This is a genomic window from Corynebacterium sp. AOP40-4SA-5, assembly GCF_052377355.1.
Taxonomy (GTDB): domain Bacteria; phylum Actinomycetota; class Actinomycetes; order Mycobacteriales; family Mycobacteriaceae; genus Corynebacterium.
Window position 1 is genome coordinate 22,385 of the sequence record NZ_JBQSWS010000015.1, and the last position, 25,979, is coordinate 48,363.

Consider the following 25,979-nt stretch of genomic DNA (forward strand, 5'->3'; position numbering starts at 1 on the left):
CGCGCCGACGGCGCGACCTACCGGACGCGGGGTGTCAGGCGACCGTGGCGCTCTCGATGCGGACCTCGTCGACGGGCTCGCCGTCGCCGCCGGTGTCCTCGTGCTGACCCTCGTTCTCCTCGATGATGGAGTCCAGGGTGCTCAGCCCGTCCTCGGAGATGGTGCCGAAGATGGTGTAGTCGTTGGGCAGCTGGGTCTCGTCGTCGACGAGGAAGAACTGGGAGCCGTTGGTGTTCTCGCCGCTGTTGGCCATCGCGAGCACGCCGCGCTTGTACTGGCCCTCCTCCTCGACCGGCTCGCCGTCCTCGTTCCAGACGGGGTACTCGTCGGGGAAGGAGTAGCCGGGGCCGCCGGAACCGTCACCGGCAGGGTCACCGCACTGCAGGATCTTCATGGAGTCGCTGACGACCACGCGGTGGCAGGTGGTGTCGTTGTAGAAGTCCTCCGAGGCGAGGTGCTCGAAGCTGGTGGCGGCACAGGGGGCCTGGCCGTAGTCCAGGGTCACGCCGATGTCGCCCTTGTTGGTGGCCAGGGTGACGTCCGAGGTGCCGTCCGTGCGCAGGTCGTCGGCACTGGGCACGGAGACCTCCTTGGCGGCGTCGCCGGACTCGTTGTAGGCGCACTCCTGCGGGGCCGAGGCCTCCTCGGTCTCCGGGGTGCTCGGGGCGGAGCTCTGGCCGTCGGCGAGGTTCTCCTGGTCGTCTTCGTCGCCGCCACCGGCCGTGGCGGCGATGTAGATGCCGCCGACCAGGGCGACGAGCACGACCAGGGTGGCCAGCGTGACGCCGAGGGGGCGCAGCTTTTCGCGCCGTGCCCTCGACTTCAGTTCCTTGTCGAGATTCTTGAGTGCCGCGTCGCGGCGGGAGGAGTTGTCGGACAAAGCTCCGTGGCCTTTCCCTCGGGGATGGTCGTGATCGGATGTGATCGGTCGTGATCGACTGCCCCATTGTTCCACCCCGCACCTGCTTACTCCAGCAGCACGCCACCTTGTCGCCTGTGAATCTGCCCCGGGATCCACCTCGCCGGTGAATCCGGGCCGCGCCGGACGGTAGGGTGGCGGCCATGGCGAACCTCACCGTGGAAGTATTGCCCACCGGCCCGTTCGAGACGAACTGCCTGCTCCTGCACGACGGGGCCGAGGCCACCGTCGTGGACCCGGGGATGGGGGCCGCGGCACTGATCGAGCAGGCCGTGGCGGAGAAGGGGCTGCGGGTCACGCAGATCGTGCTGACCCACGGTCACATCGACCACGTCCGCGACCTGCCTTCGGTGCAGGCCACCTACGCCGTGGCGTCCCACATGCACCCGGCGGACAACGTCTTCCTGCAGCGCGAGGTGCTCGACGCGATGGGACCGTCCGGCGAGGCGCACGACGTGGCCACGATGGAGACCCCGGAGGTCCCCACGCCCGTCGCCGACGGCGACGTGCTGGACATCTGCGGGGTGGGGTTCACCGCCCACCACATGCCCGGGCACTCGCCGGGCTCGGTGATGTTCCGCGGCGAGGTCGAGGGCCAGGGCCTGATCCTCGGCGGCGACGTGCTCTTCCGCGGAGGGGTGGGACGCACCGACCTGCCGTTCTCCGAGCCGGCGGTGATGGTCGACAGCCTGCGCCGCCTGGTGGAGACCTTCGACGGGGAGGACACCGTGGTGCCCGGTCACGGCCCGGCGACGACGGTGGGCACGGAGAAGGAGCAGAACGGCTTCCTGCAGGGGGTCGTGTGAGCCGACGGCCGGGTCGCTATAGTTGACCCCCGTGAGTGACTCCAGCAGCACCGGTTCCACCGGACAGGTCCAATCGTTCGCCGGCCCCAAGGGGGTGCCGGACTACGTGCCCCCGGCATCCGCGGCGTTCCATGCTGTGCGCAGCACGTTCGAGGAGGTCATCCACAAGTCCGGCTACGGCCACATCGAACTGCCGGTCTTCGAGGAGACCGCCCTGTTCGCCCGCGGGGTGGGGGAGTCCACGGACGTGGTCTCCAAGGAGATGTACACCTTCGAGGACCGTGGTGGCCGCTCGGTGACCCTGCGTCCGGAGGGCACCGCCGGGGTGATGCGTTCGGTGATCGAGCACAACCTCGACCGCGGCCAGCTTCCGGTGAAGCTGACCTACTCCGGCCCGTTCTTCCGCTACGAGCGTCCGCAGGCGGGACGCTACCGCCAGCTCCAGCAGGTCGGCGTCGAGGCGATCGGCGTCGACGACCCCACGTTGGACGCCGAGGTCGTGGCCATGGCCGACCGCTGTTACCGCGCGCTCGGGCTCTCGGACTTCCGCCTTGAACTCTCCACGCTGGGCGACGAGACCTGCCGCCCGCAGTACCGCGCGAAGCTGCAGGAGTTCCTCTTCGCCCTGCCGTTGGACGAGGAGACCCGTCGACGTGCCGAGATCAACCCGCTGCGCGTGCTCGACGACAAGCGCCCGGAGGTCCGCGAGATGATGGCGGACGCCCCGTTGATGCCGGACAACCTGTCCGACGCGGCCCGGGAGCACTTCGAGACCGTGACCGGCACCCTCGACGACATGGGCGTGTCCTACACCCTGAACCCCCGCCTCGTGCGCGGGCTGGACTACTACACCAAGACCTGCTTCGAGTTCGTCCACGACGGACTCGGCGCGCAGTCCGGCATCGGCGGGGGAGGACGCTACGACGGCCTGATGGCCCAGCTGGGCGGCCAGGACCTCTCCGGCATCGGGTTCGGTCTCGGCGTGGACCGCACCGTGCTCGCCCTGGAGGCCGAGGGTGTCTCGCCGACGACGGGACGCCGTGTCGACGTCTACGGCGTGCCGATGGGTGCCGACGCGAAGCGTCGGATGGCGGTGGTCGTCGACCGGCTGCGCCGCGCCGGCGTCAGCGCCGACATGTCCTACGGCGACCGTGGTCTCAAGGGCGCGATGAAGGGCGCGGACCGGGCGGGCGCCCTCTTCGCTCTGGTCCTGGGCGACAACGAGCTCCGGGACGGCACCGTGGTGTTGCGCGACCTGTCGACCCGTCAGCAGACCGAGGTCGCGGTAGAGGATGTGGAGCAGGTTGTAACCAGGGCATTAGCGGAAGTAACCGCCTGATCTTGCTCTGACCTTAGCCTCTCCTCAACCGGGGGTGGCGGGTGCTCCGATGGGCTAGCCTTGTCTCTGAATCCTGAAAGTTATATTCAGGCGCAGAGACCTCACACTGAGCCCAGAGGAGTATTTTCATGGAAGAATCTGAGTCCCCGGGAGGCGGGGAGTCAACGACGGCAGCACGCAGTTCACCGGTCAACTGGCCGGTGTTTATTGTGTCCGCCGGACTGATGGTCGCCTTCGTGGTCTGGGCCTGGCTGGCCCCGGACTCCGCGGACAACGTGATCAACACGGTCAAGGAGTGGGTCTCCACCAACCTGGGCTGGTACTACGTGTTGACCGCCGGGGTGGTGGTGGTCTTCGTCCTGGTGATCGCGTTTCGCCGCGTGGGCAACACCAAGATCGGCCCGGACCACTCGCAGCCACGGTTCGGGATGTTCACCTGGGGCGCAATGCTCTTCGCCGCCGGCATCGGTGTGGACCTGATGTTCTTCGGCGTCTCGGGCCCCGCGACGAACTACCTCACCCCGCCGGAGACCGCCGAGCTCTCCGACGAGGCCGCCCGCATGGCCCCGCTGTGGACGATGTTCCACTACGGCATCCCGGGCTGGGCGATGTACGCCCTGATGGGGATGGCCTTCGGCCTGTTCGCCTACCGCTACCACATGCCGCTGAGCATCCGCTCGGCCCTGGCCCCGGTCTTCGGACGCCGCATCCACGGCGCGATCGGCCACGGCGTGGACATCGCCGCGGCCATCGGCACCGCCTTCGGCATCGCCGTCTCCCTGGGCATCGGCGTGGTGTTCCTGAACTACGGTCTCTCCGAGATCTTCGGGATCCCCACGAACACCGGCGTCCAGGTCGCCCTGATCGGCCTTTCCGTGCTGATCACCGTCATCTCCACGGTCTCCGGCGTGGACAAGGGCATCCGCCGGCTCTCCGAGCTCAACGTGTGGCTGGCCCTGGCGCTGATGGTGTGGATCGTGGTCATGGGCCGGACCGCCGAGCTGCTCAACGCCCTGGTGCAGAACCTCGGCGACTTCGTGGCCCGGTTCCCCTCGATGATCATGAACACCTTCGCCTACACCGACGGTGCCGCCGACTACCCGGCGGACCAGTGGCAGTCGGACTGGACACTGTTCTTCTGGGCCTGGTGGATCGCCTGGGCACCCTTCGTGGGCCTGTTCCTGGCCCGGATCTCGCGCGGACGCACCCTGCGCCAGTTCATCCTCGGCGTGCTCGTGATCCCCTTCGCCTTCATCGCGATCTGGATCTCGATCTTCGGCAACGCCGCCCTCGGCTTCTTCCGCGACGGCGACGAGGAGTTCCTGCAGACCGCGGTGGACACCCCGGAGTCCGGGTTCTTCCTGCTGCTGCAGCAGTACCCGGGATCGACCTTCGCGGTGGCCCTGGCCGTGCTGACCGGCCTGCTGTTCTACGTCACCTCGGCGGACTCCGGTTCGCTGGTGATGGCGAACATCACGTCCAAGCCCTCGGTGGAGGACGCGGACGGCCCGCCGTGGCTGCGGATCGTGTGGGCGGTGCTCACCGGTGCGCTGACGCTGGTGATGCTGCTCATCGGCGGTGTCTACACACTGCAGGCGGCGACGGTGCTCATCGGGCTGCCGTTCTCGGTGATCATGTACCTGCTGATGTTCAGCATCTGGCGGGTCCTGGGCGCCGAGGCCCACTGGTTGCAGTCCCGGGCGCTCTCCCTGCCCGGCGCGCTGTCCGACCGGGCGGGAACCCCGCAGCCGCGACTGGCGTGGCGCAACCGGCTCAAGCGCCGGATGAGCTTCCCCTCGGCGAAGGAGACCCAGGCCTACGTGGAGAGCACCGCGGCGCCGGCCATCACCGAGGTCGCCGAGGAACTGCGCGAACTCGGCCTGGACGTCTCGCTCACCCGCGACACACACCCGGAGTACCCGATCGACTTCGTCGACCTGCTGGTCCGGTTCCCGGGCCAGGACGACTTCAAGTACCAGGCGTACCCGGTGCCGGGGCAGGTGCCGAACTTCGCGGTGAACCTTAACGTGGACCACGACGTGTACTTCACGCTCGAGGTCTTCTCGGCGACCGGTTCACGCGGCCACAACATCCTCGGCTACTCGAAGGACCAGGTCATCTCGGATGTCCTGGACTCCTATGAGGTGCACGTGGAGTACATGTCCCTGACCGGTGACGGTGGTACCCCCACCGCCGACGCCCACGGCACGGCACCCTCGCTGTGGACCAACGACGACAACGACCCTGAACAGACAGGAAGAGAGAACAGCAATGACTGACACCATCCGGGACACCCCCCAGGACACCCCCTGGTCGCTGTACATCGACGGCGCCTGGACCGCCGCGGCCGACGGCGGCACCCGAACCGTGACCTGCCCGGCGGACGGCAGCGTCGTCGCCGTGGTCTCCGAGGCGACCTCCGCCGACACCGAGAAGGCCATCGCCGCGGCCCGACGGGCCTTCGACGCCGGCGAGTGGTCCTCCACCTCGGCTGCCTACCGTGGCGACCTGCTGCTCAAGGTCGCCGACGCCATGGCCGAGCGCAAGGACGAGTTCGCCCGCGCCGAGGCCCTGGACACCGGCAAGCGTCTGGTCGAGGCCGAGGGCGACATGGACGACATCATGAACTGCTTCCGGTTCTTCGGCAAGATCGCCGACCAGCACCCGGGCCGCATCATCGACGCCGGGGACGACTCGGTGATCTCCCGGGTCGTCTACGAGCCCGTCGGCGTGTGCGGGATGATCACCCCGTGGAACTTCCCGCTGCTGCAGGCCAGCTGGAAGATCGCCCCGGCGATCGCCGCCGGCAACACCTTCGTGCTCAAGCCCGCCGAACTGACCCCGCACACCGCCATCCTGATCATCGACGTGCTGGACAAGCTCGGGCTGCCCGCCGGTGTGGCCAACCTGGTGCTCGGCGCGGGTGCCGAGGCCGGTGCGCCGCTGTCATCGCACCCGGACGTGGACATGGTCTCGTTCACCGGTGGTCTGGTCACCGGTCAGCGCATCGCCGCCGCCGCGGCCCCGTCCATCAAGAAGCTGGCCCTGGAGCTCGGCGGCAAGAACCCGAACGTGGTCTTCGCCGACGCCGACTTCGACGCCGCCGTGGACAACGCCCTCAACGCCGGTTTCCTGGACTCCGGCCTGGTCTGCTCGGCCGGCACCCGTCTGATCGTCGAGGAGAGCATCAAGGAGCGTTTCGTCGACGAGCTCGTCCGCCGTGCCGAGGGCATCGTGATGGGCGGTCCCTTCGACGAGGCCGCCGAGACCGGCCCGCTGATCTCGGTGGAGCACCGCGACAAGGTCACCGACTACGTCCGGCGTGGTGTGGAGGCCGGCGCGACCCTGCGCTGCGGCGGCCACTGGGGCGGCCCCGAGCTGGAGAAGGGCTGCTTCTACGCCCCGACGGTCCTCGACAACTGCACCGCGGAGAACCCCGCGGTCGTCGAGGAGGGCTTCGGCCCGGTCATCACCGTGGAGACCTTCACCACGGAGGCCGAGGCCATCGCCACGGCAAACCACACCGAGTACGGCCTGGCCGGCGCGGTGTGGACCAGCGATCGGGGAGTGGCGAACCGGGTCTCCCGGGCGCTGCGCCACGGCACGGTGTGGATCAACGACTACCACCCCTACGTCCCCCAGGCGGAGTGGGGCGGCTTCAAGGCCTCCGGCACCGGACGCGAGCTCGGCCTGGCCGGACTCGAGGAGTACCGCGAGGCCAAGCACGTCTACGAGAACACCGAGCCGGCCGCGACCGGCTGGTTCCCCCAGAAGTAGTACCCCGTCAGCAGTACCTGACTGTTCACCTGAATTCATGGAACACATGAGGAGTGGAGAAGACATGCGAGACAACTACGACTACATCGTCATCGGTGCAGGTTCCTCGGGCGCCGTGGTGGCGTCCCGGCTCAGCGAGGACCCGGAGGTCACCGTCGCCCTGATCGAGGCCGGCCCCACCGATGTCGACAAGCCAGAGATCCTGAACCTCGCCGAGTGGCCCGGACTGCTGGAGTCCGGCTACGACTGGGACTACCCGATCGAGCCGCAGCAGCACGGCAACTCCTTCATGCGCCACGCGCGTGCGAAGGTGCTCGGCGGCTGTTCCTCGCACAACTCGTGCATCGCCTTCCACACCCCGGCCCAGGACCTGGACCACTGGGTGAGCCTGGGTGCGGCCGGCTGGGACTCCGAGAGCGTCCTGCCGCTGATCAAGCGCCTGGAGACCAATGACCGTGAGGGCGACAACCACGGCCACGACGGCCCCGTCCGTCTGCGCTCGGTGCCGCACCGCGACCCGGTGGGCACGGCGATCATCGAGGCCTGCGAACAGCAGGGCCTGCCGAACACGCCTTTCAACGAGGGCACCACCGTCAACCACGGTGCGGACTGGTTCCAGATCAACGCCACCGACGAGAACGTGCGTTCCTCGTCCTCGGTGTCCTACCTGCACCCGGTCATGGAGCGCGAGAACCTGGACATCCTGACCGACCGTCAGGTCTCCCGGATCCTGTTCAGCGAGACCACCGACGGCGAGGGCGGGCAGCCCACGGCCACCGGCATCGAGTACCTGGACAACCCCTTCGGACGGCTCAAGACCCTGGACGCCAACCGTGAGGTCATCCTCTCCGCCGGCGCGATCGACAGCCCGAAGCTGCTCATGCTCTCCGGCATCGGCCCGGCCGAGCACCTCGCCGAGGTCGGCGTGGAGACCCTGGTCGACGCCCCCGGCGTCGGCGAGCACCTGCAGGACCACCCGGAGGCCGTGATCTCCTGGGAGTCCAAGGTCCCGATGACCCGTGACGCCACACAGTGGTGGGAGATCGGGATCTTCGACAAGGTCGACGAGGGCGGTGCCGACGGCCTGGACCTGCCGGACCTGATGATGCACTACGGTTCGATGCCCTTCGACATGCACACCCGTCGTCAGGGCTACCCGACCGCGGACGAGGCGTTCTGCCTGACGCCGAACATCACCCACGCCAAGGCCCGCGGCACGGTGCGGCTGCGGACCTGCGACTTCCGCGACAAGCCGATGGTCGACCCGCGGTACTTCACCGACGAGGAGGGCTACGACATGCACATCGCCGTGGAGGGCATCAAGCTCGCCCGCGAGATCGTCGCCCAGCCGGCCATGGCCGAGTACGCCGGCCGGGAGCTCTTCCCGGGTACCGAGGTGCAGTCGGACGAGGACATCGCCGACTACGTGGCCAAGACGCACAACACCGTCTACCACCCGGCCGGCACGGTGCGCATGGGTGCCGTGGACGACGTCATGTCGCCGCTGGACCCGGAGCTGCGCGTCAAGGGTGTCTCCGGGCTGCGCGTCGTCGACGCCTCGGTGATGCCGCAACTCACCGCGGTCAACCCCAACATCAGCTGCATGCTGATCGGGGAGCGCGCCTCGGACCTGATCCGCGGCAACTGATCAGCATCCGATCGGCGAGGGGAGTCCTCAGCGCCTGAAGTCCTGGGCGCAGGACTCCATCGTGCCGTTGTCGTAGCCGGTAGTGAACCACTGCTGGCGCTGCTCGGATGAGCCGTGGGTCCAGGCGTCCGGGTTGACCTGGCCGCCGCCGGCGGACTGGATGGCGTCGTCGCCGATCGCCTGGGCGGAGGTGATGGCCTGGTTGACCTGCTCGGGGGTGACGGGGTCGAGCACGGCGTCCTCGCCCTTGTCGGCGTGGGCGGCCCAGACACCGGCGTAGCAGTCGGCCTGCAGCTCCATCTTCACCGCATTGGAGTCCTCGCCGGGGTCGTCGTAGTCAGACAGCCCCAGGTTCCCCTCCAGGTTCTGGATGTGGTGGCCGAACTCGTGGGCGACCACGTACATCTGCGCGAACGGGCCGTCGGAGCCGCCCATCTGGCGCAGCTGGGTGAAGAAGTCGTCACCGATGTAGACGGTCTGGTCGCCGGGGCAGTAGAACGGGCCGGTCTGGGCCGTCGAGGCCGTACCGCACCCGGTGTTGACCTGCCCGTCACCGATGACCAGGCCGGGTTCGGTGTAGCGGATGCCCGCCTGCTCGGGGAGCAGACCGGACCACACGGCGTCCAGGGAGATGGCGGTGCCCTCGATGCGGCAGTCGTCGTAGGTGTTGGCGTCCTCCACCGTGGTGCAGTGCTCCAGGTTCCCGCCATCGGTGCGCGTGGCACCGGAGGTTCCATCGGAGCCGCCGAACATGCCGGCACCACCGTTGGCGAAGAAGATCACCGCGGCGACGACGATGATCCCCGGAAGCCCGAAGCGCCGTCCGACACGGCTCATCAGGATCATGCCGAGGATACCGCCGCCCCGGTTGCCCCCGTTGTTACCCCCGCCGAGGCCGAAGCCTCCGCCACCACCGCTGCTGCCGCCCGAGCGGGCGCGACCGCCCATCCCGGACAGGTTGTTGTTGAACGACATGGTGGAAGTGTAGCGGGACCGGGGTGTCAGTCGGTCACCGTGAACTCCACGGTGTCCTGGAACTCCTCGCCGTGGCGGTCGGTGCCGGTGACCACGGCGGTGTGCCGGCCGACCTCCAGGTCGGCGGGCAGGGAGGTCCGCCACAGGTGCGGGCTCGCCTGGGCCACGTTGCCGGTGGAGCTGAGGTTGTGGGTGGCAGAGACGGTCTCGGTGTACTCCCACCCCTTGTTGAGGGGTTCCCCCTCGGCCGGCTGGGTCAGCTCGGCGTCCTGCGGCTCGGAGTCGTCGATGCTCACGGTGACGGAGGCGTCGGTGGAGCCGTTGAAGAAACTGCTCGACAGGTAGCTCTCGCCGCCCTCGACGTCGGCCTTGGAGACCTCGCGCGGGTCGATCGGATCGACCTTTGCGTCCTCGCCCTTGGCCTCCGCGGCGGCGGCCCAGGAGCGCCAGGTGGGGGAGTTGACACCGGTGAGGAACTGGTGGGAGGGGTCCTCGTTGCGCACGGTGTAGTACTCGCTGCGCTGTCCGCCGGAGAACTGCATGGTCAGCACTCCCGGCTCGGCGGCGTCCTGGGTGTAAGCGTAGGGCACGCCGTTGTCGTTGAGCTCCCCGGAGTACCAGTCGCCGGAGACCGCACCGGCGACGATCTGGTCGTTGGGCAGTTCCTCGATCGGGCTCTCGTCGTAGGTGGCCCACTCCTCGCGGCGTTCCCCGGCGAGCAGGGTCTCGCGGGTGTGGGTGTGGCCGCCGACGGTGACGGCGTCGGGACGCTCGGCGAGCACGTCGTAGAGCTCCGCGGCGTTGTCGGTGACGACCTCGGCGTAGTTGACGATCGGGGCGTGGGCCGCGATCACGACCTGACGGTCGTCGGGCACGGTGGCCAGGTCGTTTCGCAGCCAGCGCAGCTGCTCGTCCGAGATGCGCTCGTCGTAGCCACCGTTGCCGGAGCCGTCGTCGCCGTTGTAGTCGATGTTGTCGAGGGCGACGATGTGCACGTCGCCGACGTCGTAGGAGTAGTAGGGGGAGCCGAAGTCACGCCGGTAGGTGTCGGTGGCGTTGATGTCGCTGTCGGCGTCGTAGTCGATGTCGTGGTTGCCGGGCAGGGCGCGGACCGGGCCGTTGGCGTCCGCGTAGAGGCCCTTGAGGTCCGGGTTGAGGCTGAGGTCGTCGCCGACGTTGTCGCCGAGCAGCAGGATGCCGCAGCCGGCGTAGTCGTCGCGTGCGGCCAGGTCGGCCGGGGCACCCTTGGCGGCGTAACCGACCTCGGTCTTGTCGTAGGTCTGGGTGTCGGCGGCGATAGCGCAGTTCTGGGCGCTCGAGGCGGTGGCCTCGGACTTCGCCAGGGGGAAGTTCACCGCGTCCGGCACCGGGCCGGTGGGCTCGAGTCCGCCGTACTTCAGGTCGGGGGAACCCTCGGGGTAGTGCTCGTAACTGAACTGGGCGAAGTTGGAGGAGTCGACCGGGACCTGCCAGCCGGAAGGCTGGGTGACGGTGACGGACATGTTGTCGCGGACCGGAAGGCTGTAGTTGCCGTCCTCGTCGGTGGTGACCACGTCGATGCCGTTGGAGACGCTCACCCCGGCGACGCCGTCCTCGTCGCCGCCGAGGGAGGAGTCACGGTCGGCGTCGTCGAAGACCCGGCCGGTGATGGTCTCGGCGGTATCGGCGGCACTGTCGTCGCCACGCAGTACCTCGACGGATCCTTCGTAGAGGCCGTCGTTGGTGGTGGGGGCTTCGTCGGGGGCCGCGGCATCCGAGGAGCCCGAGGAGCTGGAGAGGGACGGCCCGTCGGAGAAGGACGAGGTGTCGGCGTCCGGCAGTGCGTCCTGTCCTGCGGCGGGTACCGCGGTGGCGAGGGTGGTGGACAGGGCGGTCAGCAGGACGGTGGAGAGTGCGATCCCGGTGCGCGACCGGAAGGGCTGTCGAGACATGGTGGGGGTGCTCCCTGGGATGTTGGATCATGAGGGGTGTGAAGCCACGGGTTAGGCCGTGCCTCTGGGAGCGTAGGGCGTGGGGTTGTTGCCGCGGTGGCCTCGACGTGACACCGGGGTGAACAGCTGTGGGCGGGAGGGTTGCCGGCCCGGCGGGTTGGGGCGCAGGGGAGGCGCGGGACGCCTGTGGCTGCGGTCCGGGGTGAGGAAGGCTATACTTCGTTTCATAATTGTCGGGATGTGGGCATAGGAACTGGCTTCACCCCGACAAAGCAACCCCGACGCACAGGAGAACCGGAAGAACATGGACTACATCGCACTCGCGCAGCAGGCTCTCGACGCAGGCGACTGGGCCGCCTACAACCACTGGGACATCGCCCAGCAGGTGTACGACGCCACCCTCGGCCGCTTCGACTGGAGCGGCGTCGGCGCCTGAGTGTGCCCCCCTTCCTGACCGTGCCCCCTCCTGGTCATGCCCGGCAGGGGCGCGGTCAGATCACGTCTGCGGCCTTCAGGTCGCTGCCCAGACGGGCGAGCAGTAGTCCGATCACCGCGAGCATGCTGATGCCCAAGCACGCCATGCCGCTGACCCAGGACGCCTCGGTGTCGGTGGCCAGCCCGTACACCAGTGCCACCACGGCTATGACCGTGGAGAACAGCAGCACGATCTGGCTCGTCAGCCAGAACAGGCGGTAGGGGTCGCGGGAGTCCAGGGGGGTGACCACGGTGTCCTCGACCGTCAGCTGGTCGGCGATGCCGTCGGAGTCGGGGTGGCGGTGGGCCCCGGCGCCCTGTCCTGCGGCGCCCGGTGTGTTGGGGTCCTGCTGTGTCATCTCAGGTGTCCTTTCGTCGTCGATCGGATCTCGACCGTTGCCCTCCAGCATGCCACCGTTGTTCCGCCCGCGACGGAGGGGTAGTACACTGGGCCGCTGATATCGGGCTACCTCCGGCACCACCGTGCCGACGAGTAGCCTCCCCGAACAATCCGAAAGGACTACGCGACGTGCTGCGGACCCATCTTTGTGGTGACCTTCGCTCAGACCACATCGGCGAGGAGGTCACCCTCACCGGATGGGTCTCCCGTCGACGGGACCACGGTGGAGTGATCTTCATCGACCTGCGCGACCGTTCCGGACTCGCCCAGGTGGTGTTCCGTGAGAGTGATGTCGCCGAGCGCGCCCACGCACTGCGCAGCGAGTACTGCCTGCGTGTCACCGGTGTGGTCGAGGGGCGCCCCGAAGGCTCGGAGAACCCGAACCTGGCCTCCGGCGCCATCGAACTCAACGTCTCCGGCCTGGAGATCCTCAACGAGTCCGCGGCCCTGCCGTTCCAGATCGACGACTCCGCCAGCGGCGGAGAGGTTGGCGAGGAGACCCGTCTGAAGTACCGCTACCTGGACCTGCGCCGGGACAACCAGGCCCGTGCCCTGCGCCTGCGCTCCAAGGTGAACGCCGCAGCCCGCAACGTGCTGGTCGACCAGGACTTCACCGAGATCGAGACGCCCACCCTCACCCGCTCCACCCCGGAGGGTGCACGCGACTTCCTGGTGCCGGCGCGTCTGCGCCCCGGTAACTTCTACGCCCTGCCGCAGTCCCCGCAGCTGTTCAAGCAGCTGCTCATGGTCTCCGGCATGGAGCGCTACTTCCAGATCGCGCGCTGCTACCGCGACGAGGACTTCCGTGCCGACCGTCAGCCGGAGTTCACCCAGCTCGACGTGGAGATGAGCTTCGTCGACCAGGAGGACGTCATCGCCCTGGCCGAGCAGATCCTCGCCGCGGTGTGGAAGGAGATCGGCTACGAGATCACCGGGCCGATCCCGCGGATCACCTACGCCGACGCGATGCGCCGCTACGGTTCGGACAAGCCGGACCTGCGTTTCGACATCGAGATCACCGAGTGCGCGGAGTTCTTCGAGAACACCTCCTTCCGCGTGTTCAAGTCCGACTACGTCGGTGCCGTGGTCATGGACGGCGGTGCCTCGCAGGCCCGTCGTACCCTCGACGCCTGGCAGGACTGGGCCAAGCAGCGCGGCGCCAAGGGTCTGGCCTACATCCTCGTCGGCGAGGACGGCACCCTGTCCGGCCCCGTCGCCAAGAACATCACCGAGGAGGAGCGTGCCGGCATCGCCGAGCACGTCGGCGCCAAGCCCGGCGACTGCATCTTCTTCGCCGCCGGCGACGTGAAGTCCTCCCGCGCATTGCTCGGCGCGGCCCGTGGCGAGATCGCCGAGCGCCTCGGCCTGATCAAGGACGGCGACTGGGCCTTCACCTGGGTCGTCGACGCCCCGATGTTCGAGCCGGCCGCCGACGCGACCGCCTCCGGCGACGTGGCCCTGGGCCACTCCGCCTGGACCGCGGTGCACCACGCGTTCACCTCCCCGAAGCCGGAGTGGATCGACAACTTCGACGACAACCCGGGCGAGGCCACCGCCTACGCCTACGACATCGTCTGCAACGGCAACGAGATCGGCGGCGGGTCGATCCGTATCCACCGTCGCGACATCCAGGAGCGTGTCTTCGCGGTCATGGGCATCACCGAGGAGGAGGCGCGCGAGAAGTTCGGCTTCCTGCTCGACGCCTTCGCCTTCGGCGCCCCGCCGCACGGCGGTATCGCCTTCGGCTGGGACCGTATCGTCTCGCTGCTCGGCGGCTACGACTCCATCCGTGACGTCATCGCCTTCCCGAAGTCCGGCGGCGGCATCGACCCGCTGACGGACGCCCCGGGCGAGATCACCGCGCAGCAGCGCAAGGAGTCCGGGATCGACGCCAAACCCAAGAAGAACGCCTGAGTCCTTCGCACATGGAGGGACGTCCGAGAGAGGACATCGACGTGCTGAGTATCGACGACGCGCTGGAGAGTGCGGCACACCTGCTGGGGAACCGTTTCGGCGGCACCCCGGAACTGACCCACCCGGAGAACCTCGGTGGGAGCGGGGATTCCCTGGTCGTGCGGGTGCGGGTGTCGCCGAACCCGTTCCTCCAGGAGCGCACCGTCGTGATCAAGCAGCTTCCGCCGGTCACCTCGCGTGGCGACGACTCCGAGGCGATCTCGGCGATGGTCCGCGAGGTGGTGGCCTACCAGTACACCAACACGCTGGCCGAGGAGCACCGTCCGGGCCCGCAGCTGCTGGCCCACGACATCGACACCCGCATCATGGTGCTCTCCGACCTCGGTGACGGACGCAACTATTCCGACATCCTCACCATGGCCGACGAACCGGAGCGCGCCGCGGCCCTGCGCAAGCTGGGCCGGGCGTTGGGACGCATGCACGTCGCGACCGCCGACGGGCAGGAGGCCTTCGACACGCTCAACCGTCGTCAGCACTCCCGCCACAACCTCCCGGCCTCCGGTGTCACCGACCGTGACGTGGACGTCGCCGCTCTGGTGGAGCAGGGCCTGGACCTGCTGCGTCGCAGCGGGGTGACGGTGGACCCCACCGTGGAGGCGCTCGCCCACGAGGCAGGGGCGCGTCAGTCCCGCAGCCGGGTGCAGGCGTTCACCCCCTTCGACCTGACCCCGGACAACATCATGCTGGCCGACTCGGTGGTCTTCCTGGACTACGAGTGGGCGGGTTTCCGCGACATCGTCTCCGACGTCGCCTGCGTGATCGCCGGGTTCCCCCACGACATCACCACCCCGCTGCTGGACCCCGAGGAACTCCGCGAGTTCATCGAGTCCTGGTCCTCGGAGGTCTCCGTGGTGTGGCCTGCCGTGCGTGAGGAGGGGCGCCTGGAGAAGGCGCTGATGGCGTCGTTGGTCGGCTGGGCGCTGATGAGCCTGTCGTTGCTCTACCACGGCACCCTGGCGGTCATCGAGACCTCCGCATCGGCGGCCGAGGGCGCCCGTCGTCTCGACCTGATGCCCCGTGAGCACCTCGCCGACCTGGCGACCACGGTGGAGGCGGTGCGCCGCTTCGCCGAGCGTCACGACGTCGACGAGAGCTTCCCGGCCGTGCGCGACTTCGCCGCCGAGCTGCTCACCACCCTGGCCAAGCTCGGGGCGCAGCCGCAGATTCGATGACTGACGGCGACGGACTTTTCGAGGTCCCTGGCGGGAGCCCCGAGGCCGCGGATAACCCTGGGGCCTCCGGGGCCGGCATCCCGTCGCGGTCGGCGGACTCCTACTTCCACCCCGGGGCGCACGCGCCCTTGGCGGTGCGCATGCGTCCGCGCTCCCTCGACGAGGTCGTCGGCCAGTCCCACGTGCTCGGCGACAACTCCCCGCTGCGCCGTCTGATCGACGGCCGCGGGGACTCCTCGGTCATCCTCTACGGCCCACCCGGCACGGGCAAGACCACGGTGGCCTCCCTGGTCGCCGGGGCGTCCGGCCGGCGTTTCGAGGCGCTCTCGGCGCTCAACGCCGGGGTCAAGGAGGTCCGTTCGGTCATCGACAACGCCCGTCGCCTGCTCACCCACGGTGAGTCGACGGTGCTGTTCATCGACGAGGTCCACCGGTTCTCCAAGACCCAGCAGGACGCACTGCTGGGCGCGGTGGAGAACCGCACGGTGCTGCTCGTCGCGGCGACGACTGAGAACCCGAGCTTCTCGGTGGTCTCACCGCTGCTGTCACGTTCGCTGCTGGTGCAGCTCAAGCCGTTGCAGGACGCCGACGTCGCCATGCTGCTCACCCGGGCCACGACCGACCGCCGCGGCTACGGTGGCGCGGTCACCCTGGCCGACGACGCCCGTGACCTGCTCGCCGCCCTCGCGGCCGGGGATGCCCGCCGTGGTCTGACCTACCTCGAGGCCGCCGTCGAGGGACTCGGGGACCTTGGTGGGAACGGAACGACCGACACAGACGCGCCCAGCCTCCTGACCGCCGAGGACGTCCGGGCGTCCACCGACCGCGCGGTGGCGCGCTACGACCGCGACGGCGACCAGCACTACGACATCACCAGTGCCTTCGTGAAGTCGTTGCGCGGCTCGGACCCGGACGCCGCGCTGCACTACCTGGCCCGCATGATCGACGCGGGGGAGGACCCCCGCTTCATCGCCCGCCGACTGGTGGTGCACGCCTCCGAGGACGTCGGCATGGCCGACCCCACGGCCCTGCAGGCGGCGATCGCCGCGCACCAGGCGGTGAGCTTCATCGGCATGCCCGAGGGACGCATCCCGCTGGCGCAGGCGACGGTGCACATCGCCACCGCGGCGAAGTCGAACTCGGTGGTGCAGGGCATCGACGCCGCCCTCGCCGACATCCGGGAAGGACGCGGCTCGGTGGTGCCGCCGCATCTGCGCGACGGGCACTACTCGGGGGCGGAGTCGCTCGGCAACGCCGTCGGCTACCGGTACCCGCACGACGACCCGCGCGGCGTCCTGCGCCAGGACTACCTGCCGGAGGACCTGGCGGAAGCCCGCTACTACCGGCCGACCGAGCACGGCCGTGAGCACACGCTCAAGCCCCGCCTGGAGACCCTGCGTGGCATCGTCCGGGGCAGCGGGTAGACTGTTTCCGGTTAAGGCAACACGTGTAAAACACCGCGTCGACGATTCAGCTATCAAGAAGGTTCCGAAACTGTGCAGACCCATGAGATCCGCGAGCGCTTTCTCTCCCACTTCGTGAAGCAAGGCCACACCGAGGTCCCCAGTGCCTCGTTGATCCTGGACGACCCGAACCTGCTGTTCGTCAACGCCGGCATGGTGCCGTTCAAGCCCTACTTCCTCGGTGAGCAGACGCCGCCGTCCTCGCGCGCCACCTCGATCCAGAAGTGCGTGCGCACCCTGGACATCGAGGAGGTCGGCATCACCACCCGCCACAACACCTTCTTCCAGATGGCCGGCAACTTCTCCTTCGGCGACTACTTCAAGCGCGAGGTCATCCACTTCGCCTGGGGCCTGCTGACCAACCCCGTCGCCGAGGGCGGCTTCGGCCTGGACCCCGACCGGCTGTGGCCCACCGTGTACCGGACCGACGACGAGGCCGCGGCGATCTGGCACGAGGAGATCGGTGTGCCCGCCGAGCGCATCCAGCGCCGCGGTGGCGAGGACAACTACTGGGACATGGGGGTGCCCGGCCCGGGCGGCCCGTGCTCGGAGATCTTCTACGACCGTGGCCCGGAGTACGGCGTCGACGGCGGCCCGGAGGCCGACGAAAACCGGTTCATCGAGATCTGGAACCTGGTCTTCATGCAGGACGTGCGCGGTGAGAAGAGCCCGAAGGAGGGCTTCGAACCCGTCGGTGAGCTGCCGCAGAAGAACATCGACACCGGCATGGGCATCGAGCGCGTCGCCTGCATCCTGCAGGGCGTGGAGAACGTCTACGAGACCGACCTGCTCGCCCCGGTGATCAAGGTCGCCGAGGAGCTCACCGGCGCCGTCTACGGTCTGGTGGAGAACTCGGTGGAGGACGTGCGTTTCCGCGTCATCGCCGACCACACCCGCACGGCCCTGATGCTCATCCTGGACGGCGTGACCCCCGGCAACGAGGGCCGCGGCTACATCCTGCGCCGTCTGCTGCGCCGCATCATCCGTTCGGCCCGGCTGCTGGGCGCCACCGGGGTGACCATGGAGCGCTTCATGGACACCGTGCGCACCACGATGACCCCGTCCTACCCGGAGATCACGGAGAACTGGGAGCGCATCCGCGCCGTCGCCGTGGGCGAGGAGACCGCCTTCCTGAAGACCCTGGAGTCCGGCACCCGCCTGTTCGAGGAGGCCGCGGCCAAGGTCAAGGCCCAGGGCCGGACCGAGCTCGACGGCGCCTCCGCCTTCACCCTGCACGACACCCACGGTTTCCCCATCGACCTGACCATCGAGATGGCCTCGGAGGAGGGACTGACCGTCGACAAGGACGGGGAGAACGGCTTCGACGCCCACATGGCCGAGCAGAAGGCCCGCGCCAAGGCCGACAGCCGGGCGAAGAAGCAGGTCCACGCCGACGTGTCGGTGTACCGCTCCTTCGTCGACAACCACCCCACGGTCTTCCTGGGCTACGACTCCACCGACGCCGAGGCCCACATCCTGGGCCTGGTCTCCGCCGGCACCCTGGTCGACCGCGCCCCGGAGGGCACCGAGGTCGAGGTCATCCTGGACCGCACCCCGTTCTACGCCGAGGCCGGCGGCCAGATGGCCGACCGCGGCACCCTCACCGGCCCCGGCGGGCTGGGCGAGGTCCGCGACGTGCAGAAGACCGGACGCAAGGTCTCGCTGCACCGCGTCGCCGTCACCGGCGGTGAGCTCGCCGTGGGCGACACCGTCTCCGCACACGTCGACCACGCGTGGCGCCACGCCGCACGCCAGGCGCACTCCGGCACCCACCTGATCCACGCCGCCCTGCGCGACGTGCTCGGGCCCACCGCGGTGCAGGCCGGTTCGATGAACAAGCCGGGCTACCTGCGCTTCGACTTCAAGTACGGCACCCAGCTCACCGACGACCAGCTGCGCCGCATCCAGGAGATCTCCAACGAGGCCGTGGACACCGACTACAAGGTCAACACCATCGAGACCAGCCTCGAGGAGGCCAAGGCGATGGGTGCGATGGCCCTGTTCGGTGAGAACTACGGTTCGCAGGTACGCGTCGTGGAGATCGGCGGACCGTTCTCCATGGAGCTGTGCGGCGGCATCCACGTCGACCACTCCTCCCAGGTCGGCCCGGTCACCATCCTCGGCGAGTCCTCCGTGGGCTCGGGCACGCGCCGTATCGAGGCCTACACCGGCATGGACTCGATGCGTTTCCTCGCCGGCCAGAACGCCGTCGCCGGCAGCCTGGCCTCGCGGCTGAAGGTCACCTCCGAGGACCTGCCGGAGCGCTTCGCCCAGATCAACGAGCGCCTGCAGGCGGCGGAGAAGCGGATCAACCAGTTCCGCACCGCCGAGCTGACCGCCAAGGTCGGCGACTACGTGCTGCAGGCCGTCACCGTTGACGGTGTGCGTGTGCTCGCCGCCCGTGTGGCCGACGGTATCGCCGGCGGCGACCTGCGCACCATCGCCAACGACGCCAAGGCCCGCTTCGGGTCCGAGCCGGCGGTCGTGCTCTTCGCCTCGGCGGACACCGAGTCCGGCAAGGTGCCGTTCATCGCCGCAGTCACCGACGCCGCCGTCGACCGTGGCCTGTCCGCCGGTGAGGTCGTCAAGGCCGTCGGCCCGCTGGTCGGCGGACGCGGCGGCGGCAAGCCGTCGATGGCGCAGGGCTCCGGCAACGACGCCTCCGGCATCGACGCCGCGGTCGCCGCGGTGCGTCCGCACGTCGAGTCGGTCCTCGCCGGCGGCAAGTGATGGAGGACGGGGACCCCGGGCGGGGACGCCGTCTGGGCCTGGACGTCGGCACGGTACGCATCGGCGTGGCCCTGTCCGACCCCGACGGCATCCTCGCCACCCCGCTGGAGACCGTCGCCGCGGAGAAGGGCAGCGGTCGGCGCCCCGGCAGCGAGTTCGCCCGCGTCCTCGAGCTCATCGAGGAGAATTTCGTGGTCGAGGTCGTCGTGGGGCTTCCGGTGACACTGCGCTCCAAGCGCACCGAGAGCACGATCCGCGCGGAGAACTACGCCGCCGCCCTGCGTGAGGCGTTGGACGGCACACCGGTGCGCCTGGTTGACGAACGCATGTCCACCGTGGCCGCCACCAGCGCAATGCGTGCCTCCGGGGTCAGCGAACGCAAGGGCCGCTCGCGCATCGACCAGGCCGCCGCGGTGCACATCCTGCAGGGGTGGCTGGACACGCGTACCACCCGGCTGGACCGTTAACCACCCCGTAACCGGGTGTCCGATCAAGGATTTCCGGGCAGGACATGCGAGAATAACGCGCAGCGGAACATGCGATGCTGTTCCATAGACTTTTTATGACGTTCCAAGACGTTGTTACACCAAGTACACAGTAGAGACGTGGGAGTGAACCTTGCCTCGAAAGATCAGTACCGAACCCAGGTACCGTCGGCGCCGACAGTGGTCGATTGCTATCAGCCTTGCACTGATCCTTCTTCTCGTCTTCGTCGTCGCCTACGTCTACTACCAGCGTGAGGTCGTCGGCACCCGCGACTACGAGGGGGAGGGCAACGGCAACGTGGTCCTCGTCCGCGTCGACGAGGGCGACACCGTCTCCGGCCTGCTGCCGCAGCTGCTGGAGGACAACGTGGTCGGCTCACGCTCGGCGATGCTCAGTGCCGCCGACCACGCGGAGCAGAACGGGGACACCCGCGGCCTGGAGGCCGGCTACTACGCACTGCAGGAGGAGATGTCCGCCGAGGCGGCGATGACCGCACTGACCGACGACGAGCGTCGCCTGGGTGTCATCGACATCCCCAACGGCCTGACCCTCGAGGACGTCACCGTGGTCGGCGGCGAGGCCCGCGAGGGCATCTACTCCGCCATCGCCGGCAACTCCTGCCGTGAAGGCCTGACCGACGGGCTGGAGGACTGCGTCAGCGTCGACGACCTGCGTGAGACCGTCGCGACCACCCCGGCCGACGAGCTCGGCGTGCCCGAGTGGGCCGTGGACGCCGTGGAGGCCCGCGGCGACGACGCACGACGGGTCGAGGGCCTGATCTCCCCGGGTGTGCACCTCTTCGACCCCACCGCCGGCCCGCAGGAGATCATGAACACCCTGCTGGAGGACTCCGCGGAGGTCTACGAGGGCACCGGTCTGCTCGAGGCGTCCGACAGCGTGGGCCTGAGCCCCTATGACATGATCACCGCCGCCTCCCTCGTGGAGCGCGAGGCCCCGGAGGGCGACTTCGACAAGGTCGCCCGGGTGATCCTCAACCGTCTGGACGAGGACCAGCAGCTGGAGTTCGACTCCACGGTCAACTACGACGTCTCCGCCCAGGAGGTCGCCACCACCGACGAGGACCGTGCCCGCAACACCCCGTGGAACACCTACGCCAAGAAGGGGCTGCCGGACACCCCGATCGCCTCACCGGGCATCACCGCGCTGCAGTCCGTGGAGCACCCCGCCGACGGCGACTGGCTCTACTTCGTGACCGTGGACACCGACGGACGCACCGTGTTCAACCGCGAGTTCTCCGACCACGAGGCCGCCATCGAGGAGTCGCGCCGCAACGGTGTCCTCGACAGTGCCCGTTAGTGCCCGTTAGTGCCCGATAACCCCAGACAGACGCGAGGTAAGAGGATCATGGACAGCAGCAACGACGCCCCCGAGGTGTACAGCGTCGAGGAGTTCCTCGAACTCGCCGCCCGGCTCCAGGCTGACTCGGAAGGCACAGAGGGCACGCCGGCACAGTTGTGCGCCGTGCTGGGGCGTCCGGTGGGGCACTCCCTGTCCCCGGTGATCCACCTGGGCAGTGCGGCGATGATGGACAACGACGCCCTGGTGTACGTCCGCGTGGACGCCGGTGAGCCCTCGGAGGTGCGTCGGCTGATGCAGCACTCGCCGGAGTGCGTGCGTGGTTTCTCGGTGACGATGCCGGGCAAGTCCGCCGCCCACGACCTTGCCGACGAGGTCACCGACCGCGCGGCGCTGATCGGCAGTGCGAACACCCTGGTGCCCCTGCGCGACGCCGACGACGTCCCCACGGGCCGCTGGATGGCCGACAACACCGACGTCGACGGTCTGGCCGCCTGCCTCCGCGCCGTCCTCGGCGAGGACGAGGCCCCCGGTTCAGGACGTGGCTCAGGACGAGGTGTCGTCGTCGGCAACGGCGGGACGTCGCGTCCTGCCGTCGCCGCGCTGGCGGCCGAGGGGTTCACCTCGGTCACCGTGCTGGCACGCTCCGAGCGGGCGTTGAACCTGCAGAGCCTGGTCGAGTCCTACGGCATGGAGTTCGACTGGCTGCGCCTGGACGATGAGCGGCTCGCGTCGACCTGTGCCGCGGCGGACGTGCTGATCTCCACCATCCCGGCCGCCGGGGCGGGTGCGGTCGCCGAGCAGCTGGCCTCGGCGGCCGCGGTGGTCGACGTGATCTACGACCCGTACCCCACGCCGCTGATGCTGGCCGCGCGCAGCGCCGGCCACCCGGTGTCGGACGGCCTGCTGATGCTGGCCGGCCAGGGTGTCGAGCAGTTCCGGCAGTTCACCGCGGAGACGCCCTCCACGGAGGGCATGTACCGGTTGCTGCGGGCGCACCGCAGGACCCTGGAGTCGGCCGCCGGCTCTGACGCGGGGGCGTAGGGGACGAACGGGGGGACGAATGGGGATGGGGGAGACCGGGGGGTCTGTGCTAATCAGCACAGCGCTGCTCAGCACGGTCGCGTTGGCGGCCGTGGCACTGTGGGCGGGCGCGCTGGTGGTGCACGACCTGCGCTCGCGGCGGCTGCCGGACAGGTTGACGTTGCCCGCCGTGCCGGTGGCCTGGGTGCTCGCCGTGGCGTCCGGTCACCCGTGGGCGGTGCTCGGTGGGCTGGGCTGGTTCCTGCTGTGCGTGCTGCCCGGCAGGCTCACCCCGCGATGGCGCGTCGGTGGCGGCGACGCCAAGTTGGCCCTGAGTCTGGGCGTGGCCCCCGCGGTGGCCGGGGGAGCGGCCGGGGTGTTGCTCGCCGTGGCCGGCGCCTCGCTGGTCACCCTCGTGTTCGCCCTGTCGCCACGGGTCCGGGCGCGCGGGTTGCCGCACGGTCCCGGCATGCTGCTGGCCACGGTAGTCGCCACGGCCGTCACCGCCGTGACGGTGACCTGAGCCATAAACCCCGGGTTGTGGTGACGACCAATGGTTGCCCGTGCGACAATGTAGGGCATGCTTCGATGGACGACTGCCGGGGAATCACACGGCCAGGCCCTTGTTTCCGTTGTCGAGGACATTCCCGCCGGGGTGCCAGTCACCCGCGTCGAGGTGTCCCGCCAACTCGCCCGACGGCGCCTCGGCTACGGCCGTGGCGCACGCATGAAGTTCGAGGCCGACGAGGTGACCTTCCTCGGCGGCGTGCGTCACGGACTGACCATCGGTTCGCCGGTGGCCGTGATGATCGGCAACACCGAGTGGCCGAAGTGGACCACCATCATGTCCGCCGACCCGGTGGACCTCACCGACGAGGCCGTGGCCAAGGAGATGGACTCCGGCCGCGGTGCACGTCTGACCCGCCCACGCCCGGGGCACGCCGACTTCCCCGGCATGGTGAAGTACGGCCACGACGAGGCCCGCCCGGTGCTGGAACGCTCCAGTGCCCGGGAGACCGCCGCGCGCGTGGCGGCGGGCACCTTCGCCCGCGCCCTGCTGCGCGAGGTCACCGGTGCCGAGGTTGTCAGCCACGTCCTGTCGATCGGCCCGTCGGACACCTACACCGGCCCGCCGCCGACCGCGGCGGACCTGGACGCGGTGGACGGCTCCCCGGTGCGCGCGTTCACCGCCCACGGCGACAACCACGAGAAGTCGATGATCAGCGAGATCGAGGCCGCCCGCAAGTCCGGCGACACCCTCGGTGGCGTGGTGGAGGTCGTGGTTTCCGGGCTGCCGGTCGGCCTGGGCACCCACGTCAGCTGGGACGGTCGTCTCGACGGCCAGCTGGCCCAGGCGCTGATGAGCATCCAGGCGATCAAGGGTGTCGAGGTCGGCGACGGCTTCGAGGAGGCCCGTCGCCGTGGCTCCGAGGCCCACGACGAGATCGACCGCCTCGACCGGAGTTCGGGTGTGGGGCGTCGGACGAACCGCGCCGGCGGCCTGGAGGGCGGCATGACCAACGGTGAGCAGCTGCGCGTGCGTGCGGCGATGAAGCCGATCTCCACCGTGCCGCGTGCCCTGGCCACCGTGGACATGGACGACGGACGTCCGGCCACCGGCATCCACCAGCGTTCCGACGTGTGCGCGGTGCCCGCCGCCGGCGTGGTCGCCGAGTCAATGGTCGCCTTGGTGCTGGCGCGTGCGGTGATGGAGAAGTTCGGCGGCGACAGCGTCGCCGAGACCCGCCGCAACTACCGCTCCTACATCGACGACGTGGACGCCCGACTGACCTGGGACGAGGCCTGATGGCCGGCGAGACGGGCGCTGCCGGAGCGTCTGCCACCGCAACCCCCCGGGTCGTGCTCGTCGGGCCGCCCGGTGCCGGCAAGAGCACCGTGGGTCACGCCCTCGGCGAGGCGTTGCGCTGCGGGGTCGTGGACTCCGACACCCTGTTGGAGGACGCCAACGGCACGTCCTGCGGTGAGTTGTTCACCGCCCTCGGCGAGCCGGAGTTCCGGGCGCGCGAGGAGACCCACGTCGCCGAGGCGCTGGGCTCCACCGGCGTGGTGTCCCTCGGCGGCGGCGCGGTGCTCTCCGCGGCGACCCGCCGGCTGCTCGCCGCGCACACCGTGGTCTACCTGCGGGTGTCGGCGGAGGAGGGGACCAGGCGCACCGCGCACCTGGCGACCCGTCCGGTGCTCGCCGCCGCCGACGGCGACGACCCCGCCGCGCGCTACCGCGAGATCCTCGCCGAGCGTGAGGACCTCTACGGGGAGGTCGCCACCTACGTCGTCGACGCCGACGGACGCACCCCCCGGCACACCGTGGCCGAGGTGCTCGCCCTGATCGGCGTGCACGACCCCGCCGCCGACGAGCCTGCCGACGACGAGCCCGAACACACCCCGGAGGCCCAGCTGTGAGTACCCCGACCACCCGCACGGTGCACGTCGCCACGGAGCACCCCTACGACGTCGTCATCGGACGCGACCTGACCGCCGCTGTCGCCGACGCCGTGCCCGGGGCACGCCGCGCCGTGGTGCTGCACCAGCCGCCGCTGGCGGACCTGGCGTCCCGCGTGGCCGACGGCCTGCGCGCCGCCGGTGTCGAACCGGTCCTGTACGAGACGCCGGACGCCGAGGCAGCCAAGACCGTCGCCGGTGCCGCGCAGTGCTGGGACGTCTGCGCCGACGCCGGACTGTCGCGTCAGGACGTCGTCGTCGGCGTCGGCGGCGGGGCCACCACCGACCTCGCCGGGTTTATCGCCGCGACGTGGATGCGTGGGGTGCGGGTCGTGCAGTACCCCACCACGCTTCTGGCCATGGTCGACGCGGCGGTGGGCGGCAAGACCGGCATCAACACCGCCGCCGGCAAGAACCTCGTCGGCGCCTTCCACGAGCCCTCGGCCGTCCTGGTCGACCTCGACGTGCTCGAGACGCTGCCGCACCAGGAGATCGTGGCGGGCAGCGCGGAGATCATCAAGGCCGGGTTCATCCGCGACGGCCACATCCTCGACCTCTACGAGGCCGACCCCGCTGCCGCCTGCGACCCGCACGGCACCCTGCCGGAGCTCATCGAGGCGGCCATCAGGGTCAAGGCGGACGTCGTCGGCCAGGATCTGCGCGAGTCCTCGCTGCGCGAGATCCTCAACTACGGCCACACCTACGGTCACGCCGTGGAGCAGCACGAGAACTACCGGTGGCGCCACGGTCACGCCGTGGCGGTGGGCATGGTCTTCGAGGCCGAGCTCGCCCATGCCGCCGGCCTGCTCGACGCCGACGCGGTGGCCCGCCACCGACGTATCCTCGACAGCGTGGGCCTGCCCACCGGCTACTCCGACGCCACCCTCGCCGAGCTCACCGAGGTCATGGCCCGCGACAAGAAGAACAAGGACGGCAGCCTGCGCGTCGTCGTCGTGGGCGACCGTGAAGGCGACGGTGAGGGTGACGGTTCCTACGTCCCGCAGACGTTGGTGAACCCCGCCCAGGCAGACCTGCAGACCGCCTACCGCAACACCGCCAGCTAGCTCGTCAACAGTCAGCCAAAG

The 25,979-nt window shown here is 69.4% G+C and carries 21 protein-coding genes; 17 read left to right on the forward strand and 4 right to left on the reverse strand.

All coding sequences use genetic code 11. From position 1 onward, the window contains the following. Positions 1-34 precede the first annotated feature (34 nt). Positions 35-880, reverse strand: a complete 846-nt coding sequence (locus ACT3S3_RS10040; protein ID WP_301442035.1) for a peptidylprolyl isomerase — start codon at positions 878-880, stop codon at positions 35-37. 182 nt (positions 881-1,062) lie between these two features. Here ACT3S3_RS10040 and ACT3S3_RS10045 point away from each other — a divergent pair, with 182 nt between their 5' ends. The 5 genes from ACT3S3_RS10045 (at position 1,063) to ACT3S3_RS10065 (ending at position 8,489) form a co-directional block, all read left to right on the forward strand. After that, positions 1,063-1,725, forward strand: coding sequence for an MBL fold metallo-hydrolase (locus tag ACT3S3_RS10045; protein ID WP_301442036.1), 663 nt, complete (start codon positions 1,063-1,065; stop codon positions 1,723-1,725). 31 nt (positions 1,726-1,756) lie between these two features. Then, positions 1,757-3,064, forward strand: coding sequence for a histidine--tRNA ligase (gene hisS, locus ACT3S3_RS10050; RefSeq protein WP_441579623.1), 1,308 nt, complete (start codon positions 1,757-1,759; stop codon positions 3,062-3,064). Between the two features lie 128 nt (positions 3,065-3,192). Continuing rightward, positions 3,193-5,343 (forward strand): choline BCCT transporter BetT, encoded by a 2,151-nt coding sequence (gene betT, locus ACT3S3_RS10055; protein WP_301443162.1) that lies wholly within the window; start codon positions 3,193-3,195, stop codon positions 5,341-5,343. Further along, complete coding sequence (locus ACT3S3_RS10060; RefSeq protein WP_301443163.1) at positions 5,336-6,841, forward strand: aldehyde dehydrogenase family protein; 1,506 nt, start codon at positions 5,336-5,338, stop codon at positions 6,839-6,841. The genes betT and ACT3S3_RS10060 overlap by 8 nt, the downstream gene beginning before the upstream one ends. A 64-nt stretch (positions 6,842-6,905) precedes the next feature. Beyond that, on the forward strand, positions 6,906-8,489 hold the full coding sequence (locus tag ACT3S3_RS10065; RefSeq protein WP_301443164.1) for a GMC family oxidoreductase: 1,584 nt from the start codon (positions 6,906-6,908) through the stop codon (positions 8,487-8,489). A gap of 27 nt (positions 8,490-8,516) precedes the next feature. Here ACT3S3_RS10065 and ypfJ read toward each other — a convergent pair whose 3' ends face one another. Beyond that, positions 8,517-9,464, reverse strand: coding sequence for a KPN_02809 family neutral zinc metallopeptidase (gene ypfJ, locus ACT3S3_RS10070; protein ID WP_441579699.1), 948 nt, complete (start codon positions 9,462-9,464; stop codon positions 8,517-8,519). Between the two features lie 26 nt (positions 9,465-9,490). Next, positions 9,491-11,395, reverse strand: a complete 1,905-nt coding sequence (locus tag ACT3S3_RS10075) for a calcineurin-like phosphoesterase C-terminal domain-containing protein (RefSeq protein WP_444626735.1) — start codon at positions 11,393-11,395, stop codon at positions 9,491-9,493. Positions 11,396-11,699: 304 nt separating this feature from the next. Between ACT3S3_RS10075 and ACT3S3_RS10080 the strand changes: the two genes are divergently transcribed. After that, entirely contained in the window at positions 11,700-11,831 is a 132-nt protein-coding gene (locus ACT3S3_RS10080) for a hypothetical protein (protein ID WP_301442961.1), read from the forward strand. Between the two features lie 55 nt (positions 11,832-11,886). Here the strand turns inward: ACT3S3_RS10080 and ACT3S3_RS10085 are convergent, their stop codons facing one another. Further along, entirely contained in the window at positions 11,887-12,228 is a 342-nt protein-coding gene (locus tag ACT3S3_RS10085; RefSeq protein WP_301442962.1) for a hypothetical protein, read from the reverse strand. A gap of 170 nt (positions 12,229-12,398) precedes the next feature. Here ACT3S3_RS10085 and aspS point away from each other — a divergent pair, with 170 nt between their 5' ends. From aspS to aroB, 11 genes are all read left to right on the forward strand, one after another. Further along, complete coding sequence (aspS, locus tag ACT3S3_RS10090) at positions 12,399-14,183, forward strand: aspartate--tRNA ligase (RefSeq protein ID WP_301442963.1); 1,785 nt, start codon at positions 12,399-12,401, stop codon at positions 14,181-14,183. A gap of 41 nt (positions 14,184-14,224) precedes the next feature. Then, positions 14,225-15,415 carry a phosphotransferase gene (locus ACT3S3_RS10095; protein ID WP_301442964.1) on the forward strand — a complete coding sequence of 397 codons (1,191 nt, stop codon included), beginning with the start codon at positions 14,225-14,227 and terminating at the stop codon, positions 15,413-15,415. Beyond that, the gene (locus tag ACT3S3_RS10100; protein WP_444626736.1) at positions 15,412-16,839 is read left to right on the forward strand and encodes a replication-associated recombination protein A; all 1,428 of its coding nucleotides are present in this window, start codon (positions 15,412-15,414) and stop codon (positions 16,837-16,839) included. The genes ACT3S3_RS10095 and ACT3S3_RS10100 overlap by 4 nt, the downstream gene beginning before the upstream one ends. A 72-nt stretch (positions 16,840-16,911) precedes the next feature. Further along, a complete protein-coding gene (gene alaS / locus ACT3S3_RS10105) occupies positions 16,912-19,608 on the forward strand; it encodes an alanine--tRNA ligase (RefSeq protein WP_301442966.1) in 2,697 nt (898 codons plus the stop codon). Then, complete coding sequence (gene ruvX, locus ACT3S3_RS10110; protein WP_301442967.1) at positions 19,608-20,075, forward strand: Holliday junction resolvase RuvX; 468 nt, start codon at positions 19,608-19,610, stop codon at positions 20,073-20,075. The genes alaS and ruvX overlap by 1 nt, the downstream gene beginning before the upstream one ends. Positions 20,076-20,226: 151 nt before the next feature. Continuing rightward, positions 20,227-21,411 carry an endolytic transglycosylase MltG gene (gene mltG, locus ACT3S3_RS10115; protein WP_301442968.1) on the forward strand — a complete coding sequence of 395 codons (1,185 nt, stop codon included), beginning with the start codon at positions 20,227-20,229 and terminating at the stop codon, positions 21,409-21,411. A 48-nt stretch (positions 21,412-21,459) separates the two neighbouring features. Further along, positions 21,460-22,455, forward strand: coding sequence for a shikimate dehydrogenase (locus ACT3S3_RS10120; RefSeq protein ID WP_444626739.1), 996 nt, complete (start codon positions 21,460-21,462; stop codon positions 22,453-22,455). A gap of 46 nt (positions 22,456-22,501) precedes the next feature. Beyond that, positions 22,502-22,957 carry an A24 family peptidase gene (locus tag ACT3S3_RS10125; protein WP_441588155.1) on the forward strand — a complete coding sequence of 152 codons (456 nt, stop codon included), beginning with the start codon at positions 22,502-22,504 and terminating at the stop codon, positions 22,955-22,957. Positions 22,958-23,014: 57 nt separating this feature from the next. Then, positions 23,015-24,241 (forward strand): chorismate synthase, encoded by a 1,227-nt coding sequence (gene aroC, locus ACT3S3_RS10130; RefSeq protein ID WP_301441895.1) that lies wholly within the window; start codon positions 23,015-23,017, stop codon positions 24,239-24,241. Beyond that, positions 24,241-24,855: a shikimate kinase gene (locus ACT3S3_RS10135; RefSeq protein WP_301441896.1), complete on the forward strand. Its 615-nt coding sequence runs from the start codon at positions 24,241-24,243 to the stop codon at positions 24,853-24,855. The genes aroC and ACT3S3_RS10135 overlap by 1 nt, the downstream gene beginning before the upstream one ends. Next, positions 24,852-25,958: a 3-dehydroquinate synthase gene (gene aroB, locus ACT3S3_RS10140; protein WP_441583063.1), complete on the forward strand. Its 1,107-nt coding sequence runs from the start codon at positions 24,852-24,854 to the stop codon at positions 25,956-25,958. Before ACT3S3_RS10135 ends, aroB begins: the two co-directional genes overlap by 4 nt. The last annotated feature ends 21 nt before the right edge of the window (positions 25,959-25,979 follow it).

Bases quoted from the DNA above. Each gene is read 5' to 3' on its own strand.
- ACT3S3_RS10045 (WP_301442036.1), top strand. From the start codon at position 1,063: ATGGCGAACCTCACCGTGGAAGTATTGCCCACCGGCCCGTTCGAGACG.
- betT (WP_301443162.1), top strand. From the start codon at position 3,193: ATGGAAGAATCTGAGTCCCCGGGAGGCGGGGAGTCAACGACGGCAGCA.
- ACT3S3_RS10060 (WP_301443163.1), top strand. From the start codon at position 5,336: ATGACTGACACCATCCGGGACACCCCCCAGGACACCCCCTGGTCGCTG.
- ACT3S3_RS10065 (WP_301443164.1), top strand. From the start codon at position 6,906: ATGCGAGACAACTACGACTACATCGTCATCGGTGCAGGTTCCTCGGGC.
- ypfJ (WP_441579699.1), bottom strand. From the start codon at position 9,464: ATGTCGTTCAACAACAACCTGTCCGGGATGGGCGGTCGCGCCCGCTCG.
- ACT3S3_RS10075 (WP_444626735.1), bottom strand. From the start codon at position 11,395: ATGTCTCGACAGCCCTTCCGGTCGCGCACCGGGATCGCACTCTCCACC.
- ACT3S3_RS10080 (WP_301442961.1), top strand. From the start codon at position 11,700: ATGGACTACATCGCACTCGCGCAGCAGGCTCTCGACGCAGGCGACTGG.
- ACT3S3_RS10085 (WP_301442962.1), bottom strand. From the start codon at position 12,228: ATGACACAGCAGGACCCCAACACACCGGGCGCCGCAGGACAGGGCGCC.
- ACT3S3_RS10100 (WP_444626736.1), top strand. From the start codon at position 15,412: ATGACTGACGGCGACGGACTTTTCGAGGTCCCTGGCGGGAGCCCCGAG.
- ruvX (WP_301442967.1), top strand. From the start codon at position 19,608: ATGGAGGACGGGGACCCCGGGCGGGGACGCCGTCTGGGCCTGGACGTC.
- ACT3S3_RS10120 (WP_444626739.1), top strand. From the start codon at position 21,460: ATGGACAGCAGCAACGACGCCCCCGAGGTGTACAGCGTCGAGGAGTTC.
- aroC (WP_301441895.1), top strand. From the start codon at position 23,015: ATGCTTCGATGGACGACTGCCGGGGAATCACACGGCCAGGCCCTTGTT.
- ACT3S3_RS10135 (WP_301441896.1), top strand. From the start codon at position 24,241: ATGGCCGGCGAGACGGGCGCTGCCGGAGCGTCTGCCACCGCAACCCCC.